Source organism: Streptococcus sp. 29892, assembly GCF_032594935.1.
GTDB lineage: Bacteria > Bacillota > Bacilli > Lactobacillales > Streptococcaceae > Streptococcus > Streptococcus hyiners.
The window spans coordinates 684,252-701,810 of the sequence record NZ_CP118734.1 but is presented as its reverse complement, the minus strand read 5'-3'; the positions used below and the strand labels follow the sequence as shown (position 1 = coordinate 701,810).

The window sequence follows — 17,559 nt, the reverse complement described above, 5'->3', positions numbered from 1 at the left end:
ACCTCGTAATTTCTATCATTGTCAAAGTAGAATATAATGATCAGTATTTCATTTTTCATTTGAACGCCAATCTACCAAGACAATGAAAAAGCCCCCGCATACTGAAAAACAGTATGCGAGGGCGTCAATGACACGGTGCCACCTCACTTATGGGAATTGTCTAGAATCCTCCCATATCTCATCTCCTCTAACAAGGAGTTGCACTGTAAGGTGTGCGGACCGAACTATCATTGTTTTAAGTTCATTTGCGTGACTGTTTTGGTCGATTACTTCGTTAGCTCTCCTTGCTATACCGCCAGTATAAGCTGCGTCGACCTGCCTCGTACTCAGCCAAAACAGTCTACGCAAAGTATGCTATACCAAACAATCCTTGTGAATTTAGGGCATTTTAGGACTAGGCAGTCGAGTGAAGGCAGTACTGGTGGTACGGCAAGCACGACTAACGACGTCATAAAATAGACATAAATGCACATCAGCCCATTTCATAAAACTCCGCCACCTGTTCTCAGCACCACAGGCTCCCTGAAGACTTCTGCTTTATTACTTCTTCTGATTACAGACGATTATACGGCATCCCAAAGACTTTGTCAAGACTTTTGATTAAATTTTCTGAAAATTTTTCTACTCCCATTCTGCAACTCTCATCAAAAAATCAACGAAGTGTGATATACTAGACAGAGTTAGACCAGTTAGAAAGAGGAAAACCATGTCTTTTGACGGATTTTTTTTACATCACATGACGGCTGAGTTAAAGGCCAATTTAGAAGGCGGGCGGATTCAGAAAATCAACCAGCCCTTTGAACAGGAGATTGTCCTCAACATCCGCAGCAACCGCCAGAGCCATAAGTTGCTCCTGTCTGCCCACTCTGTTTTCGGACGGGTTCAGCTGTCCCAGTCGGATTTTACCAATCCCAAGGTGCCTAATACCTTTACCATGATTTTACGAAAATACTTGCAGGGTGCTATTATCGAGGATATTCGCCAACTGGACAATGACCGCATTTTAGAATTTTCGGTGTCCAACAAGGACGAGATTGGCGACCATATCCAAGCAACCTTAATTGTGGAAATCATGGGCAAGCACAGTAATATCATCTTGGTGGACAAGTCTGAACAGCGGATTATCGAAGCTATTAAGCACGTTGGATTTTCGCAAAATTCCTACCGGACCATCCTGCCAGGTTCCACCTACATTCGTCCACCGGAAACGCATTCTCTCAATCCTTACACGGTGTCTGACGAGAAATTGTTTGAAATCTTATCCACACAAGACTTATCAGCCAAAAATCTCCAACAGGTCTTTCAAGGTTTGGGACGGGATACAGCTACTGAACTGGCTAGTCACTTGCAGACGGACCGCCTGAAGAACTTCCGTGCCTTTTTTGACCAGGCTAGTCAGCCTAGCCTGACAGACAAGGCCTATGCTGCTCTGCCATTTGCCAATAGCCCTGAAAACCAGCCACACTTTGAGAGCCTGAGCAGTCTGCTGGACTTCTACTATCAGGACAAGGCGGAGCGGGACCGGGTGGCCCAGCAAGCCAATGAGCTAATCAAGCGGGTGGCCAGTGAGCTAGAGAAAAATCGCAAAAAGTTGGTCAAACAGGAGCAGGAATTGGCGGATACAGAAGGTGCGGAGTTGGTGCGGCAAAAGGGTGAGCTCTTGACCACCTATCTGCATCAGGTGCCAAATGACCAGGCTAGTGTGACCTTAGACAACTACTATACGGGAGAGGAGTTGGAGATTGAGTTGGATGTGGCTCTTACTCCTAGTCAGAATGCCCAGCGGTACTTCAAGAAGTACCAGAAACTCAAGGAGGCAGTCAAGCACTTGACCAGCTTGATTGAGGAAACCAAGGCGACCATTGTCTATCTGGAGTCCGTTGACACCATGCTGGGACAGGCTAGTTTGGCTGAAATCGACGAAATCCGTGAGGAATTGATTGAAACAGGCTACCTCAAACGCCGCCACCGTGAGAAAATCCATAAACGCCAGAAACCTGAGCCTTACTTGGCGACGGACGGGAAGACTATTATTCTGGTTGGGAAAAATAACTTGCAAAATGATGAGCTGACCTTCAAAATGGCCAAGAAAGGCGAACTCTGGTTCCATGCCAAAGACATTCCAGGCAGTCATGTGGTCATCACAGACAACTTGGATCCAAGCGACGAAGTCAAGACCGATGCGGCGGAGTTGGCCGCCTACTTTTCAAAGGCTAGACATTCTAACTTGGTTCAAGTCGATATGATTGAAGCCAAGAAGCTCCATAAACCAACAGGTGGCAAGCCAGGTTTTGTGACCTACCGCGGTCAGAAAACCCTCCGTGTCACCCCAACTGAAGACAAAATAAAATCCATGAAAATCTAATTCATGGATTTTTTTGCTACTTATAACTACTCCGCCTTATCAATATCTTCCCTGACTTCCTTGGCATTGAACTTAGCAAACAGATACTGGCGGTCCTGAACTGGAAAGCGTTGATCCAGCTGATCGACTGGGCCAACCTCGATATTTCCTTGTGAAATGATATAGTCCATGACATGGCCCCCAAAGGTCAAATCGTCTGAGATAAAATGCAAATGATAACCTGCCACACTGACACCATGGAAAATCTCTGGCGTCCAAATACCAACAATGGTTCCAGAAATGTTCTCAGCGGTATATTCGGGCTGACGGCTAGCCACCTCCGCAAATCGAACATCCGAAGCCGATTTAGGAATCATACGAACATGCATCCGTGAAAACGTCCCTTTGATTTTGATAGAACGAAAAAGATTTTCGCCATCGTAATAGGATTCAATCCGCTGGTGCAATTCATCGCTAGTCATTTCAAAGCGTTGCTTGAAAATCACTTCTGCCTCATGGAAAATAACCGCTGCATAGGGAACCTTCATATCAGCAGGAACTTCAACCACTTCTGGTTTCTCCCCAGCCCCCTTGGCCTGATAAGCCTTTCCATCTAGGACAATCAACTCACCATCAATGGAATCCAGAGTTCCCAAGCCCAAATCACCATGTTCCAACAATTCGCCAACCGTCAAGGAGCCGCCATACAGTCCAGCCATCAAGGCACCAAGTGTATTGTATTGAAATAATCGATTTACTTGCATAACCTACTCTTCATTCAAAAATTCTTGCATGGCCAAATCATCTGGCACCAATTGGATATAACGGCTAGCTTGCTCTCTTGCCTCCTCCAAACGACCAAGTTGACGTAATAAACCTACATAATCAGCCAAAAATTCAGGATTTTCCGCCAATTCTCTAGCTAATTCAGCGTAAAGCTCACTCGCTTCCTCATCTCTTTCCAGAGCTTGATAGGCCTTAGCCACATTCCAACGCGCCAAGACATTGTCCAAATCCTCGTCAAAGAGGGCCACAACCTCATCAAACCGCTCCTGCTCCAAATAGAGATTGGACAAGCGGAGGGCTAATTCATTGCTGTCATCTGCCACTTCCCTTGCTTTGAGAAGATAGTCTTCAGCAGCTTCCTCATCGTGCATTTCATAGGCATACTGAGAAGCTTGAAGCAAGAGATTGGCATCAAAATCATTTTTGGCCAAGCCCTTTTCTGTTATTGCCAAGGCTTCTTCAATCTTATGCTCGGCATGAAGGGATTGGGCGTAGGCGTATTCATAGCCCTCAAAATCAGGATTGATGGTGTCCAGCTGCTTGAAGTAGAGATTGGCCTTTTGGTATTCTTCGCTTTCAAATAGCAGAGCAGCTAACTCAAAAACAGTCTGGTCATCGTATTCCAACTCGACAGCTTTTTCAAGAAATTCAATGGCCGCTTCAAATTTCCCCAAACTTGCATAGGCCAGACCAATTCGCTGGTAGGTAGAAACCCCAGTTAATTCGTAGATTTCACGATTATCCAGCTGGGCATAGTAAGAGATGGCCTCATTAAAAAATTCCAACTCCATATCCAACTCTGCTAAGCCAAAGAGAATAATGGGTTCATCAGATATGTGACTAGCTTCTAACAATTTTTCACGCGCAACATCTGACAATCCTTCTGCCTGATACAAATCTGCCTTGACCAATAAAGCTTCCACATAAACTGGGCTATCTTCTGGGATTTCCTCCAAGTATCCGAAAGCTTCTTCAACCAGGCCATCCTCAAAAGCAATCTGAGCCAGTTGTAAGGCTAACTCAGGAAAGTCAGGCAAGAGCTTGATATAGATATCCCGTGCCTGATGAAAGAAACCAATACTTTCCAGATAAGTGGCCAAGGATAAGAGCGTGTCGCTGTCATCTTCTGCCAAGGCACGTTTGAAATACTTATCTGCCTTCTGTAAATCCTGCTCTTGCAGGCAAATCAACATTTTTTCACTATTATTCATCTCGAACCGTCTGTTCCCCTTCCTCAACATATAAACCGCTATACTCTCTATACCAGTCAAAAGCCGCCTTGACCACTACCTTAATAGAGGCATAAATTGGAATTCCTAACAAGACCCCTAACACACCATACATCTGACCAGCAGTCAACAAGACGAACAAAATGGTAATGGGGTGAATACTCAAAGAGCTACCAATAATAAGTGGAGTTACAAAACGGCCTTCAATGGTCTGCTCCAACATGAAAACAATCAAAACCTTGACCAACATGACAGGTCCAGCAATCAATCCTAACACTACTGCAGGAATCATAGCCAAAAATGAGCCCAAGTAGGGTATCAGATTAAGGAAACCAGCCATAACCCCCAAGGTTACAGGATAACTAAGTCCAATCACTGAAAACATGACAGAAAACATGAGAGCAACAATAATAGCGACCGTCACCTGACCACGAACATAGTTAGACAACTGAGCATTGACATCTGTCAAAACCTTGCTGACGGATGAACGCCATTTTGTCGGTAAGTACTGGGTGACATGGCGATTTAAATGCTGACCATCTCGTAATAGATAGAAGAGAATAAAGGGCATAATCAAAATAGCCACGATAATCTGCGATGCCGTTGAAATCAAGCTACTAGCCCAGTTTACCGCACTAGATGAAAATTTCTGTGCATAAGAAATAATTTGGTCATTGACCTTATTCAAAATTTCCAAGGCAGTTGGACGGAACTGTTCAAATTGTTCATTATCCAATAAGGTCGTCACTTGACTTTCAATCTTTTGAATATTAGACGGCAGATTTTGAGCGAAAGAAACGACCTGCCCTTGAATACTTGGAATAACAACAGCCAAGCCCCAAACCAACAGCATGCCAATCAATACAAATAAGACCGAAATAGCAGCTGTCCGTGTAATCTTATATTTCTCCAACCAATCCACAATAGGATTTAAGAGATAATAGAGCAAACCGGTCAATAACATAGGCAGGAGAATAATTTCAATAAAACTCCCAATCGGCTTCAGTAAAAAGCTGACTTTAGTAAAAATAAAAATAGTTAATAGAACCAATAAGGTTACTAGAAAAAAGGTAACAGCCTGATTGTTTACAAACCACTTAAAAAACCAGGACATTCTAAATCGTTGCTGTTGTTCATCCATCTCGCTCACTCCTCATTCTTTTTCTCTATTGTATCATGTAATGGAGTATTTTAGACAAATAAACCATAGGCTTTCTCAGACTTTACAGGAGAAATATGGTATAATTTTAGCAATCATTTTCAAAGGAGATAAGCATGGCTGTCTATTTCGGTACTTACACCAAACGTGAATCAAAAGGTATTTATAAGGCACAATTTAATAGCGAAACTGGGCATCTCAGTAACTTAGAATTGGTTGCTGAGGAACCAAACCCAACCTATCTTGCTTTTGATAAGGCTGGACGACTTTATTCAGTCGGGGCTGAGAATGAGCAAGGGGGAATCGTAGCTTTCGATACAGATTTCAGCTTACTAAACCATGTCGTCAGCGAAGGGGCGCCCCACTGCTATGTAGCCGTTGATGAGGAGCGAAATCTAGTTTATGCTGCCAATTACCACAAGGGACAAGTTCTGGTCTATAAACGACTAGAAAATGGCTCCCTAGAACTTACTGATATTGCTCAGCACCAAGGTTCTGGTCCACATGAAAATCAAGCATCCGCCCATGTTCACTTTTCTGATTTGACACCAGATAAGTTCTTGGTGACCTGTGATTTAGGTGCTGACCAAGTTGTAACCTACAAGGTCTCAGACCAAGGAAAAGTAGAAAAATTGGCAACCTATCAGGCCGCTGCTGGAAGTGGTCCGCGCCACATCGTTTTCCATCCGGTTGCGAAAATTGCCTATCTCATCTGCGAACTTAATTCAACTATTGAAGTCCTTATTTACGATGGCTGGGGAGAGTTCGAGCACCTACAAACTATCTCTACACTTCCACAAGACCATACAGGCTTCAATGGCACAGCTGCTATTCGTATCACCAAAGATGGAAAATTTGTCTACGGTTCTAACCGTGGTAACGACTCAATCGCCGTCTACAAAACACTTGGTGATGCCAGTCTTGAATTGGTCCAAATCATGTCAACCCAGGGCAAGACCCCCCGTGACTTTACCCTAAGCCCAGACGAGAAACATCTGATTGCCGTCCATCAAGACTCTGATAATGCGACTGTTTTTTCAAGAGATACAGAAACAGGTCGACTGACGGAACTTTCTCATGATTTTTACCTACCAGAAGCTGTATGTGTCACATTTTTTGAAGACTAATCAGTTGTGAAATCGCTCTATTTTTGGTTTAATATTTGTATAGGAGGTGAATTACATGAATCCAGTAGATCTTTTCAACGAAGTTAAAGACTTAATCGCAAACAAAGACTTTGACGGAGCTAAACAATTTATCGAAGAAAACAAAGACAACTTCGGCGAATACTTGGAGCAAGCAAAAGGCTTGTTGTCAGGTTCTGAAGGCGTAAGCGGTCTTTTGGACAAGGTTAAAGGCTTGTTCTAATACATGTAAAAACTAGGCTGAGAATGTTCAGTCTAGTTTTCTTTTTACCCCAAAATAGTTGGTAGTTCTTTCAATGAAGCAACTACCCAATCGCTCTGCCATTTGCCATTTTCTCTTGTTCTTACTATAGCCCTCGTTATTCTAACTCGGGGATAAATTAGTACACTGTACTACGAAAAACAAGTCTGGAAATTTCCAGACTTGTTCTTATTATGACCCTCGCTATACTAGCTCGGGGATAAAACAGTCTCCCAGACTGTTTTATTTTTTCAAATTATAGAATGAGTTCAAGCCTTTGTAGACTGCAACTTCACCCAATTGATCTTCGATACGAAGCAATTGGTTGTATTTAGCGATACGGTCTGTACGTGACAATGAACCTGTCTTGATTTGGCCAGCGTTAGTTGCAACTGCGATGTCAGCGATTGTTGAATCTTCAGTTTCACCTGAACGGTGTGATACTACGGCAGTGTAACCAGCTTCTTTAGCCATTTCGATAGCTTCGAATGTTTCAGTAAGAGTACCGATTTGGTTAACTTTGATAAGGATTGAGTTAGCAGCACCTTCTTTGATACCACGTGCAAGGTAGTCAGTGTTTGTTACGAAGAAGTCGTCACCAACCAATTGAACGCGTTTACCAAGACGCTCAGTAAGTGCTTTCCAACCATCCCAGTCGTTTTCATCCATACCATCTTCGATAGTGATGATTGGGTATTTGTTAACCAATTCTTCAAGGTAGTCGATTTGCTCTGCAGATGTACGAACAGCAGCGCCTTCGCCTTCGAATTTAGTGTAGTCGTAAACTTTACGCTCTTTGTCGTAGAACTCAGATGACGCACAGTCGAAACCGATCATGATGCCGTTTTCGCCAGCTTCGTAACCAGCAGCTTCGATAGCTTCGATGATTGTTTCAACACCGTCTTCAGTTCCTTCGAACTTAGGAGCGAAACCACCTTCGTCACCAACAGCTGTTACCAAACCACGAGCTTTCAAGATTTTCTTCAAAGCGTGGAATACTTCAGCACCCCAACGAAGACCTTCTTTGAATGAAGGAGCGCCAACTGGCAAGATCATGAATTCTTGGAAAGCGATTGGAGCGTCTGAGTGTGAACCACCGTTGATGATGTTCATCATTGGAGTTGGCAATACTTTAGTGTTGAATCCGCCAAGGTAAGTGTAAAGTGGCACTTCAAGGTAGTCAGCAGCTGCACGCGCAACAGCGATAGAAACACCAAGGATTGCGTTTGCACCCAATTTACCTTTGTTAGGAGTACCGTCAAGAGCGATCATAGCGCGGTCGATAGCTTGTTGATCACGAACGTCATAACCGATGATAGCGTCAGCAATCACGTTATTTACGTTGTCAACAGCTTTTTGTGTACCAAGACCAAGGTAACGAGACTTGTCACCGTCGCGAAGTTCAACTGCTTCGTGCTCACCAGTAGAAGCTCCTGAAGGAACCATACCACGTCCGAAAGCACCTGATTCAGTATAAACTTCAACTTCAAGTGTAGGGTTACCGCGTGAGTCAAGGACTTCGCGAGCGTAAACATCAGTAATAATTGACATTATATTACTCTCCTTTGAGTTTAAAATAGTTACACTGCTATCATACCCTAAAATAAGAGATTTTTCAAGAAAAAATAGGCTATTTTACTGAAAGAAATAATGTAAACGCCTTCCTTTGCGTTTTTACTGGGATATGCTATACTAAAACTATGACTAATTTACATACTACTATCCTACAAAAAGCCTCTGGTGAAACCCGTCTAAACCCTGATGAACAGCGCTTATACATGGGAACTTATCGCGAGCGCGTTGTCCTTCTTCTCACCTTCGAGGACTTAGCAAATGAGTTTGCCATATCGGCATTCGATACCATCTGCCAAAAGCTAACAAATAGCTACATACCTCTCTTTCTTAAACTCTCTCCCTCCCTGGTGGACAAGCAACAAATTTCCTTGATGAAACTCGCTCAAGCCCATGGAATTACTACTTCCATCATCGATGAGAAAATTGGGCAATCTCCCTACGCTCTGGTCTTCCATACAGATCATGCAGTTGATTTAGAAGAAATTAACTTAGAAGTTATCTTTCCAAATCTTGTCAAGAAGGAAGAAAAAAAGGAAGAGCAAAAACCCTCCTTCTGGAAAAAATTATTTGGATAAGCTATTTCTTTAATCAAATTCCTCCAATTTTCCTCCCAACTGAAGAATTCTTGCCACCTGTTCTGCTGTGCGGACCAGGTTTTTTTCTCCCTTTTTAAGCGTATTTTCTAAGTCATCAACTTCAGCAATAATGGGAAATGTGGCGCAGATATTTTCAAAAGGAAAATCAGGTAAATCATCCTTCAAACTGCCACAAATAGCGATGATGGGAATAGGTGCTGGGGTCCTTCGAGCTACACCGATTGGCGTTTTGCCCGCCAAACTCTGGGCATCCATTCGTCCCTCACCGACAATAACTAGGTCAGCCTCAGCTACTCGCTTGTCAAAATCTAATTGATCCAGAACAAAGTTTATGCCTGTTTGTATGCGGGCACCTGCAAACTGCACCAAGCCTGCCGCCATCCCACCGCCTGCACCAGCACCAGCCAGTGTCAAGATTGCTGGATTGACAAGCTGATAAAATCTTTCCATCTCTCTATCCACTTGCTCAAACTTCGTAGCTTCCAGCCCCTTCTGACCAGCAAAAACATAAGTGGCTCCCTGATGTCCACAGAGAAGATTATCCACGTCAGTTACCAAATCAATCTGAACAGACGACAAATCAATACCTATGTCATCTTGGGAAAAGTCCGCAATCTTACCCAGATTAGCCCCAATCGCTTCAAGCTCCTGACCCGATTGATTAAAAAAATGAAAGCCCAAAGCCGATGCCATTCCAATGCCACCATCATGGCTGGCAGAGCCACCAATTCCGATAAAAAACTGGTTGACACCTTTCTGCACCAGTTCAACCAGCAGTTCACCCACTCCTCTAGTAGAAACTAGCAAAGGATTTCTTTTTTCTAGCGGAATGCTGGCAAGTCCCACTATCGCAGCCATTTCAAAAACAGCAAGACCATCACGCATTGCATAGTCAACACATATTCTATCCCCAAATGGTCCTGTCACTTCTGTCTGGTATTTCTCTAAATCCAAGGCTTGCGTCAAACTGTCGAGGGTTCCTTCACCTCCATCACCCAAGGGAAGCAAATCATAACTTGCCTGGGGATAGACCTTTGCAAATCCTTGCTTTATGGCTTTAGCAACCTCTACTGCTGAGAGAGATTCTTTGAAGGAATCTGGAGCAATTAGAATACGCATAGATATCCCACCTTTCTATATAAATTGTAGCACTCCTTTTCAGGTCTTTCAAGAAAAATTCGAGTATTTCCTTAAAACATGATATACTGGACAAAAGGAGGCTTCCATGTATCAGACTATTTTATTTGACCTTGACGGTACCTTAACAGATTCTGGACCAGGTATCCTAAATTCCGTCACCTACGCCCTGTACCAAATGGGGATTGAGGAGCCGAACCCAGAAAACTTAAAACGCTTCATCGGTCCTCCGCTCTACGAATCCTTTGCCCGTTTTTATCAACTAAATCCAGCAGATACCCAGGCAGCTGTTGATGCCTTTCGGGTTTATTTTAAAGAAAAGGGCATGTTTGAGAACCAACTCTACGACGGTGTTATTCCTCTTTTAGAATCTCTGACGGAAGCAGGTAAAACCTTGGCTATCGCCACCTCTAAACCCGAAGTCTTTGCCAAGCAAATTCTGGATTATTTTGATATTTCCCACTATTTCGATGTCATTGCAGGAGCCAGTCTGGATAGTAGCCGCATTAACAAGACTGATGTCATCTCCTATGCCTTAGCACAGCTGGACTACAATCCGCAAACAAGCATTATGGTCGGGGATCGTGAACATGATATCGAAGGAGCCAAGGCCAACCAGCTAGCTTCTATCGGCGTCCTATATGGCTACGGAACGAAACAAGAACTAGAGGAGGCAGGGGCTACAAGGATCGCCCAAACGGTAGTTGACCTGAAAGAGCTCTTGCTATAAGCATATAGAAAAAGCCAGCAACCAGCTGACTTCCTCAATATTTACCATCCAAAATCTCTATTAGTTTATAGAGATTTTTTTCATTGATTTGATAAGGTGCCTGTTCTTGAACAATTGGTTTAGCACAGAATGCCACGCCAATTCCTGCTTCTTGAATCATAGGTAGGTCATTTGCCCCATCCCCCATAGCAATAGTCTGAGATAGAGCTAGACCATTTTCAGCCGCCCAGGCCTCTAAACACGCCTTTTTAGTATCCTTGGTCACAATATCGCCCAAAACTTGACCTGTCAAAAATCCATCAACTACTTCTAAACGATTGGCACGAACATAATCTAATTCTAACTGACTAGCAAGACGATCCACTGTTTCATGAAATCCACCTGATACGACTGCAACCTTGAAACCGCGATTTTTTAATTCCGCAACCAATTCCACTGCCCCTGGTGTAAAATGAATTTTTTCCATAATCCAATCAAAAACAGAAACAGGCAGTCCCTTTAACAAGGCTACACGCTCGCGTAATGCTTCTTCAAAATCTAATTCCCCACGCATAGCACGTTCTGTAATGTCTGCAACCTGCTCGCCTACACCCGCTTCCTCACCAAGAAGGTCAATAGCTTCTTCCATGATAAGTGTTGAATCCACATCCATAACCAATAATCCTTTTGTCATGTTTCATATCCTTTCTTGTATAAAAATAAAAAGCCAAACGGCTTTTCATTTAGTAACGAATTGCTTCGCGTGTTTTTTCATAAGAACGAACAAAACGTTCTGTTACGCCAGGTTCAACTGTTTCCAAGGCAAATGAAATTTCTTCAAAAGCTGCTTGGTAGTCAAAATCTCTTTCAAAAATTTCTAATGAGCGATTGAAAGCACGTTGAATACCTTCCTCCGTCGAACGATAACGGTTAGAATACTGCAAGAGTTGCTCTGTCAGGGTCGCATTCTGGACGATGAGATATGCAAGCTCTTCTAATTGATTCATATCGTAGGTCGCATTTTCCAATAAACGATTAACAATTTCAATATTGATACGCTTATAGTCCAGTTCAGCAATCAAGGCCTCGACATGATCACTTGTTCTAAAGAAGTTTGTTAAGAATTCTTCAGGTATACCTGGAAGATTACGTTTCTCCATATAGCGTTTGAGAGTGTGCAACTTATTAATATAAAGGGTTGCTTGCTTACGTGCCGTACTTTCTGATACTTCTTGTGATTTGAGGTACTCAGCCAATACAAGCTGCTCTTCTTCAATTTCTTTCAAACCTGAAAGTGAGTGATCTAAACGTTCCTCTAAAATAGAATAGGCTACCTGTGGTGTTTCAATACCTTCAATACTTTCAGCTACAACTATTTCAATGGTTTCCAAACGTTTTTTCAGCTGGTTGATACGAGCAAGCTTACTATCTACCAAAAGATAGTTGGCATTTAGACGCTGGCTTTCTTCATCCAAGAGCTGGGTATTCTGTACCACATGCTCCAAGAATTTTGGCAAGCTTTTACTAATCTTATTAGCAGACTTATTTGCCTCAATTTCACGTTGAAACAGTTTATAAAGATGATCAATTTTAGCTTGAATGCCCTCATTTTCAGCTTCTGCTGCATCCAAATCAAAAGATACAATCAAGGCAGTATTTTCACGAATAGAAACTCGGATATTTTGGAATTGGGATTCGATATTTCCTTCTGTAAACAAGTAGTTTTGCTCTACAAGTTTACGGTAGCCTGTTTCCAAGTCTTCCAACTGCTCTGGAAAATCCTTACTAACACGTTCAATCAACTGCGGAATACGATCCATAATCTGATTGAGAGCAATCATGTGCTCCTCTGTCTTATCAAGAATTTCAGATGCTTCAATCGGATCACCAGATGAGTTGAGCATAACAAACTCAGAAAATTCAACTTCAATATTTTTCAGTTGTTTTTCAAGTTCTGGCAAGGTTTCTCCATAACTTTCAGAATTATCACGAACAGAGGCTTGCAGATTTTCGAACAAGTCCAAGGCATGTTTGACACGACCTGAGTTCTTCTCCTCCTGTTCCTTCAAATCCATCAAACCATGGCGGATAGAAGAAATGTCTTCTTCAATTAGGTCAATCTGACTTTCAATGCTATCAATAGCATTCTTAGCGCTGACGAAACGGAAAGAATTGTTAAAAGCTTCTGCTTCAAAAATATGATTTTCAATATCTGCAAATGAATTGAGGGATAGATCAACCCATTTTTGATTCCACTCACGGAAGGAAACCTGGCTTTGACCAATCAAGTGAAGGGCCTTTACCGCTTCAACTTCTTCATTTACAGGGAGGTTAAATAGCTCTTCCTTGCGCTCTTCTAATGCAACCAAGAGGTTGTCATTACGTTTGCGAACAATCAGGCAGGCTACGTAGGCAACGATTAAAATAATAACAATCGAAACGATTAAGATGATTGTTCCTGTAGGCATGTAAATCTCCTTAGTTCATAGTAATTACTAGAAAATATCGCTTTATTATACCATAAATCTCTAGTTTATGCACTTGTTTTCTTAATTTTTAGATATCTAATGTTGAATATACCGCATTTTCTTCAATAAACTCACGGCGAGGTTCAACCTTGTCCCCCATCAACATATCGAAAATCTTATCTGCTTCTGCAGCATCATCAACTGAAACACGCGCCATCAGACGATTCTCTGGATTCATGGTTGTTTCCCACAACTGATGGTCATCCATTTCACCCAATCCCTTATAACGTTGGATGGTTGGTTTAGAACGTCCAGTACTATGTCTTTCTAAGGCTTCTTGCAATTCCTGTTCTTGATTGGCACCTGGTTGAATGTATTCCTTGATTTCACTTCCAACCTTGACACCATAAATAGGCGGTTGGGCAATGTACACATATCCAGCTTCTACAATCGGACGCATATAGCGGTAGAAGAGGGTTAAGAGCAAGGTACGAATATGGGCTCCATCGACATCGGCATCGGTCATGATGACTAATTTCTGATAACGCGCTTTTTCCACATCAAAGTCCGCTCCAAAGCCAGTTCCCATAGCTGTAAACAAGCTGCGGATTTCCTCGTTGGCCAAAATCTTATCCATGCTGGCCTTTTCCACGTTCAAAATCTTACCACGAATTGGCAAAATAGCCTGAAACTCACGGTCACGACCAGATTTTGCTGAACCTCCCGCAGAATCCCCCTCCACGATGAAGAGCTCTGTCTTAGTCGCATCATTTGATGAACAGTCTGCCAACTTGCCTGGCAGGTTAGAAATTTCAAGACCTGACTTCTTGCGAGTGACCTCACGCGCCCGTTTGGCAGCAATCCGCGCCTTGGCCGCTACAATCCCCTTGTCCACAATCCGACGAGCAATCTGAGGATGCTCCAAAAGGAATTCTGAAAATGCATCTGAGAACAAACGGTTAGTAATTTTAACAACTTCACTATTTCCAAGCTTGGTCTTGGTTTGTCCTTCAAACTGAGGACCAGGGTGTTTGACTGAGATAACCGCTGTCAGACCTTCACGCACATCCTCACCCGTTAGGTTGTCATCATTTTCCTTGAGAATTTTATTCTTCTTAGCATAGTCGTTGATGACACGCGTCAGAGCTGTACGGAAACCTTGTTCGTGGGTACCGCCTTCATGGGTGTGGATATTGTTAGCAAAGCTAACCACATTTTCATGGTAGCTAGTCGTGTATTGCATAGCTACTTCGACTGTGATGTCATCCATTTCACCCTCTGTGTAAATAGGTGTTTCAAAGATAACATCCTTGTTCTCATTGAGGTATTCCACATAGGAGGCAATACCACCCTCATAGTGATATTCCTTGGTTTGTTCCATTCCCTCACGCTTGTCTGTAATCGAAAGATTTAAACCGCGGTTTAGGAAGGCTAGTTCTTGGATGCGTTTATTTAATTTAGCAAACTCGAATTCCGTCGTTTCCGTAAAGATTTCTGGATCTGGTGTGAAATGCACAGTCGTACCAGTGCGGTCTGTTTCACCCACAACCTTCAAATCAGCAACCACCTCACCACGACGGTATTCTTGGAAATAAACCTGACCATTTTTATAGACATGTACATCCAATTGGGTCGAAAGGGCATTTACTACGGATGAACCTACGCCATGCAGACCACCTGAAACCTTGTATCCGCCTCCGCCAAATTTACCACCGGCATGGAGAACTGTGAAAACAGTTTCTACGGCTGGACGACCTGTTTTTTCCTGAATATCAACCGGGATACCACGACCATTGTCCACAACTGTAATGGAGTTATCGGGCTCGATATAAACTTCAATCTTGCTGGCAAAACCGGCCAAGGCCTCGTCAATCGAGTTATCGACAATTTCCCAAACCAGGTGGTGAAGTCCTTCTTTAGAGGTTGTTCCGATATACATACCTGGACGCATACGAACAGCTTCCAGACCTTCCAAAACCTGAATCTGACTGGCATCATATTCTTGTGCTTTTTCTTGTAAATCTTTGATTTCTTCTGTCATTCTTATTCCTTTATTTCTAAGCTCTACTCTCAAAAACGTTAAACCATCCGACAAGATTTGAAGTATCTGGATAGGAAAAACAAGAGTATAAAAACTTTACAATCGTACCCAACATTATACCATATTTTTCATAAAATTCCCACCAAAAAGGAGCTGAATTTTCTCCTTCAGCTCCCTACTTTTTAACACTCTATTCCTCTAATTTTTATGAACCATGACCCTTGCCAGCCCCTGACCGTCACCACCAAGTAAGTCAACCAATTTGTAAGCAAAGTCCAGGCTAGTACCTGCACCGCGACTGGTAATAATCGGTCCATCAACGACTACATTGTTTTCAACATGAATACCTGAAGCAACATCTGCTTCTTTTCCTGGGAAACAAGTATAGCGACGCCCAGCCAGTAAACCAGCCCTGTCTAGAACGATTGGGGCCGCACAGATAGCCGCAACCCGTTTCCCATTTGCAACAGCCTTTTGCAATTCTGCAATCAAACGGTCATCATCACGGAGATTTATTGAACCAGGCATCCCTCCCGGTAGGACAATCAAATCATACTGGCTCAAATCCCCATCAAACAAACTGTCTGCTTCAACCTTGATAGCATGGGAACCTTCCACACGAATACTGGTTAAACCAATCATATCGCATTGAAAATCTGCTCTTCGAAAAATATCGACAGGGGCCAAGGCTTCAATTTCTTCAAAGCCATTTGCCAACATAACTGCAACTTTTACCATAGTAACCAACTTTCTAACGTTCTAACGTAATTTTCCTGTATTTCCGTGATCTCACTTCTTCTTTTTCATCCGCCAGATGCGACTGGTAACTCATGGATAGTACCAAGCCAATCCCAATCAGATTGGACACTATAGAAGAGCCACCTTGAGAGATGAATGGAAGTGGGATACCTGTCAGAGGTAGTAAACCAGTAGCTGCCCCGATATTTTCAAATACATGGAAGAGGAGCATCATAATATAACCTGTAGAGATGTAGGTATAATAACGATTATTGGATTTTAATGTAATCCGTAACATCCGATAAATCAGCAGGAGGTAGAGGCCAATCAAGACTGTCCCACCAATAAAACCAAAATCCTCACCGATAACTGTAAAAATCATATCACTTTCACGAACCGGAATCAGCAGATTTGTTTTATTGAACCCTAGACCTTTCAGACCACCGCTACCGATGGCAATCAAACTTTGTGCTTGTTGGTAGGTTGTTGACTGGGCGTGTTTAAAGGGGTCTAACCAAGCTGAAATACGGTTGATTTTATAGGTGTCCATACCCATATTATGCAGGAAGGTTGTTCCACCTGGTGACACAAAAATCAGCATGAAGCCTCCAGCAAGAACCAAGACCATTAAAGCTGTTGGCAGAAGGATTTTCCATGACACCCCCGACAGGAGAAGCATCCCGCTGAAGATGGCCACGAATACCAAAGAAGTTCCCAAGTCACTCTGCAAGGCCAGTAGTACCAAAACAGGAAGAGTAAAGAGAGTCATATAAGCAATCAGCATAAAATCTTCTCGAAGACCTCGTTCAGTATGGTGCTTATGGAAGGTGACAATAACCCTTGCAATCATGACAATATAGGATATTTTCATAAATTCCGACGGCTGAAAAAGGGTCATTCCTCCAATGGTTACCCAGTTTTTCGCACCTGTCGAAGCCACCAGGTCTGGACTGTAGAAGAATAAGGGCAGGACCATCAATCCTAGGCCAAGTACATATAAAAATGGAGTTATCTGCCAGAGAAATTTGGTCGAAAAGAACATCACCAGGAATGCTGCTCCGATTCCAATACCTATCCAGGCAATTTGTTGCCCCACCATTTGCAAAACACTATTGGGATAGTCCTGGCTCACTGCAATAAAAAGAGCTAAGATGCCTACAACCAATAAAAAAAAGACTGGTAAAATGAGAGAATAGTCCACACGACTATCTATACTTCCTCTGTATTTCATCAAAAACCTCATACTTTCATTTTTAAGAGACTCTATTCACCAGCAAAGTGCTAAACTGTGAATACAGTTCTAAACATAGCTTTTAACATTATAGCAAAAAAAACGAAAAGGCTCTAGCAGGAACAAAAAATCATCTGGTCAACACACTAAAAACTCGAAC

General features: G+C 42.7%; 15 protein-coding genes. 5 read left to right on the top strand and 10 right to left on the bottom strand.

The annotated features are described in order from the left end of the window. Positions 1-706 precede the first annotated feature (706 nt). Positions 707-2,365 carry an Rqc2 family fibronectin-binding protein gene (locus PW220_RS03575; protein WP_248054555.1) on the top strand — a complete coding sequence of 553 codons (1,659 nt, stop codon included), beginning with the start codon at positions 707-709 and terminating at the stop codon, positions 2,363-2,365. Between the two features lie 26 nt (positions 2,366-2,391). Here PW220_RS03575 and budA read toward each other — a convergent pair whose 3' ends face one another. Genes budA through PW220_RS03560 form a run of 3 tightly spaced genes read right to left on the bottom strand, consistent with a single transcriptional unit; the run spans position 2,392 to position 5,500 of the window. Beyond that, on the bottom strand, positions 2,392-3,108 hold the full coding sequence (gene budA / locus PW220_RS03570; RefSeq protein ID WP_172090864.1) for an acetolactate decarboxylase: 717 nt from the start codon (positions 3,106-3,108) through the stop codon (positions 2,392-2,394). A gap of 3 nt (positions 3,109-3,111) precedes the next feature. Beyond that, a complete protein-coding gene (locus tag PW220_RS03565) occupies positions 3,112-4,341 on the bottom strand; it encodes a tetratricopeptide repeat protein (RefSeq protein ID WP_172090865.1) in 1,230 nt (409 codons plus the stop codon). Then, the gene (locus tag PW220_RS03560) at positions 4,334-5,500 is read right to left on the bottom strand and encodes an AI-2E family transporter (RefSeq protein WP_172090866.1); all 1,167 of its coding nucleotides are present in this window, start codon (positions 5,498-5,500) and stop codon (positions 4,334-4,336) included. Before PW220_RS03560 ends, PW220_RS03565 begins: the two co-directional genes overlap by 8 nt. Positions 5,501-5,634: 134 nt before the next feature. Between PW220_RS03560 and PW220_RS03555 the strand changes: the two genes are divergently transcribed. Together PW220_RS03555 and PW220_RS03550 are read left to right on the top strand one after the other, a co-directional pair. Further along, positions 5,635-6,645: a lactonase family protein gene (locus PW220_RS03555; RefSeq protein WP_172090867.1), complete on the top strand. Its 1,011-nt coding sequence runs from the start codon at positions 5,635-5,637 to the stop codon at positions 6,643-6,645. A 55-nt stretch (positions 6,646-6,700) separates the two neighbouring features. After that, entirely contained in the window at positions 6,701-6,886 is a 186-nt protein-coding gene (locus PW220_RS03550) for a hypothetical protein (protein WP_105117419.1), read from the top strand. A 261-nt stretch (positions 6,887-7,147) separates the two neighbouring features. Here PW220_RS03550 and eno read toward each other — a convergent pair whose 3' ends face one another. Beyond that, the gene (gene eno, locus PW220_RS03545; RefSeq protein ID WP_099871461.1) at positions 7,148-8,455 is read right to left on the bottom strand and encodes a surface-displayed alpha-enolase; all 1,308 of its coding nucleotides are present in this window, start codon (positions 8,453-8,455) and stop codon (positions 7,148-7,150) included. A 149-nt stretch (positions 8,456-8,604) separates the two neighbouring features. Between eno and PW220_RS03540 the strand changes: the two genes are divergently transcribed. Continuing rightward, complete coding sequence (locus PW220_RS03540; RefSeq protein WP_248054557.1) at positions 8,605-9,054, top strand: DUF1694 domain-containing protein; 450 nt, start codon at positions 8,605-8,607, stop codon at positions 9,052-9,054. Positions 9,055-9,063: 9 nt separating this feature from the next. Here the strand turns inward: PW220_RS03540 and PW220_RS03535 are convergent, their stop codons facing one another. Then, entirely contained in the window at positions 9,064-10,194 is a 1,131-nt protein-coding gene (locus PW220_RS03535; RefSeq protein ID WP_248054559.1) for a glycerate kinase family protein, read from the bottom strand. Between the two features lie 106 nt (positions 10,195-10,300). On the opposite strand from PW220_RS03535, the gene PW220_RS03530 reads away from it, so the two are divergent. Next, a complete protein-coding gene (locus PW220_RS03530; protein WP_172092018.1) occupies positions 10,301-10,942 on the top strand; it encodes an HAD family hydrolase in 642 nt (213 codons plus the stop codon). Positions 10,943-10,976: 34 nt separating this feature from the next. Here PW220_RS03530 and serB read toward each other — a convergent pair whose 3' ends face one another. The 5 genes from serB to PW220_RS03505 all read right to left on the bottom strand — a co-directional run bounded on the left by serB (position 10,977) and on the right by PW220_RS03505 (position 17,411). Continuing rightward, entirely contained in the window at positions 10,977-11,615 is a 639-nt protein-coding gene (gene serB, locus PW220_RS03525) for a phosphoserine phosphatase SerB (protein ID WP_248054561.1), read from the bottom strand. 49 nt (positions 11,616-11,664) lie between these two features. Beyond that, the gene (gene ezrA / locus PW220_RS03520; RefSeq protein WP_248054563.1) at positions 11,665-13,389 is read right to left on the bottom strand and encodes a septation ring formation regulator EzrA; all 1,725 of its coding nucleotides are present in this window, start codon (positions 13,387-13,389) and stop codon (positions 11,665-11,667) included. A gap of 88 nt (positions 13,390-13,477) precedes the next feature. Continuing rightward, positions 13,478-15,430, bottom strand: coding sequence for a DNA topoisomerase (ATP-hydrolyzing) subunit B (gyrB, locus tag PW220_RS03515; RefSeq protein ID WP_248054565.1), 1,953 nt, complete (start codon positions 15,428-15,430; stop codon positions 13,478-13,480). 198 nt (positions 15,431-15,628) lie between these two features. Next, positions 15,629-16,168, bottom strand: coding sequence for a DJ-1 family glyoxalase III (locus PW220_RS03510; protein ID WP_105117412.1), 540 nt, complete (start codon positions 16,166-16,168; stop codon positions 15,629-15,631). A gap of 13 nt (positions 16,169-16,181) precedes the next feature. Further along, positions 16,182-17,411, bottom strand: a complete 1,230-nt coding sequence (locus tag PW220_RS03505) for an FtsW/RodA/SpoVE family cell cycle protein (RefSeq protein ID WP_248054567.1) — start codon at positions 17,409-17,411, stop codon at positions 16,182-16,184. Positions 17,412-17,559: the final 148 nt, after the last annotated feature.

Coding starts and splice junctions, on each gene's coding strand:
- PW220_RS03565 (WP_172090865.1), bottom strand. CDS start 4,341: ATGAATAATAGTGAAAAAATGTTGATTTGCCTGCAAGAGCAGGATTTA.
- PW220_RS03575 (WP_248054555.1), top strand. CDS start 707: ATGTCTTTTGACGGATTTTTTTTACATCACATGACGGCTGAGTTAAAG.
- eno (WP_099871461.1), bottom strand. CDS start 8,455: ATGTCAATTATTACTGATGTTTACGCTCGCGAAGTCCTTGACTCACGC.
- PW220_RS03550 (WP_105117419.1), top strand. CDS start 6,701: ATGAATCCAGTAGATCTTTTCAACGAAGTTAAAGACTTAATCGCAAAC.
- serB (WP_248054561.1), bottom strand. CDS start 11,615: ATGACAAAAGGATTATTGGTTATGGATGTGGATTCAACACTTATCATG.
- PW220_RS03555 (WP_172090867.1), top strand. CDS start 5,635: ATGGCTGTCTATTTCGGTACTTACACCAAACGTGAATCAAAAGGTATT.
- PW220_RS03540 (WP_248054557.1), top strand. CDS start 8,605: ATGACTAATTTACATACTACTATCCTACAAAAAGCCTCTGGTGAAACC.
- ezrA (WP_248054563.1), bottom strand. CDS start 13,389: ATGCCTACAGGAACAATCATCTTAATCGTTTCGATTGTTATTATTTTA.
- PW220_RS03560 (WP_172090866.1), bottom strand. CDS start 5,500: ATGGATGAACAACAGCAACGATTTAGAATGTCCTGGTTTTTTAAGTGG.
- PW220_RS03535 (WP_248054559.1), bottom strand. CDS start 10,194: ATGCGTATTCTAATTGCTCCAGATTCCTTCAAAGAATCTCTCTCAGCA.
- budA (WP_172090864.1), bottom strand. CDS start 3,108: ATGCAAGTAAATCGATTATTTCAATACAATACACTTGGTGCCTTGATG.
- PW220_RS03530 (WP_172092018.1), top strand. CDS start 10,301: ATGTATCAGACTATTTTATTTGACCTTGACGGTACCTTAACAGATTCT.
- PW220_RS03510 (WP_105117412.1), bottom strand. CDS start 16,168: ATGGTAAAAGTTGCAGTTATGTTGGCAAATGGCTTTGAAGAAATTGAA.
- PW220_RS03505 (WP_248054567.1), bottom strand. CDS start 17,411: ATGAGGTTTTTGATGAAATACAGAGGAAGTATAGATAGTCGTGTGGAC.
- gyrB (WP_248054565.1), bottom strand. CDS start 15,430: ATGACAGAAGAAATCAAAGATTTACAAGAAAAAGCACAAGAATATGAT.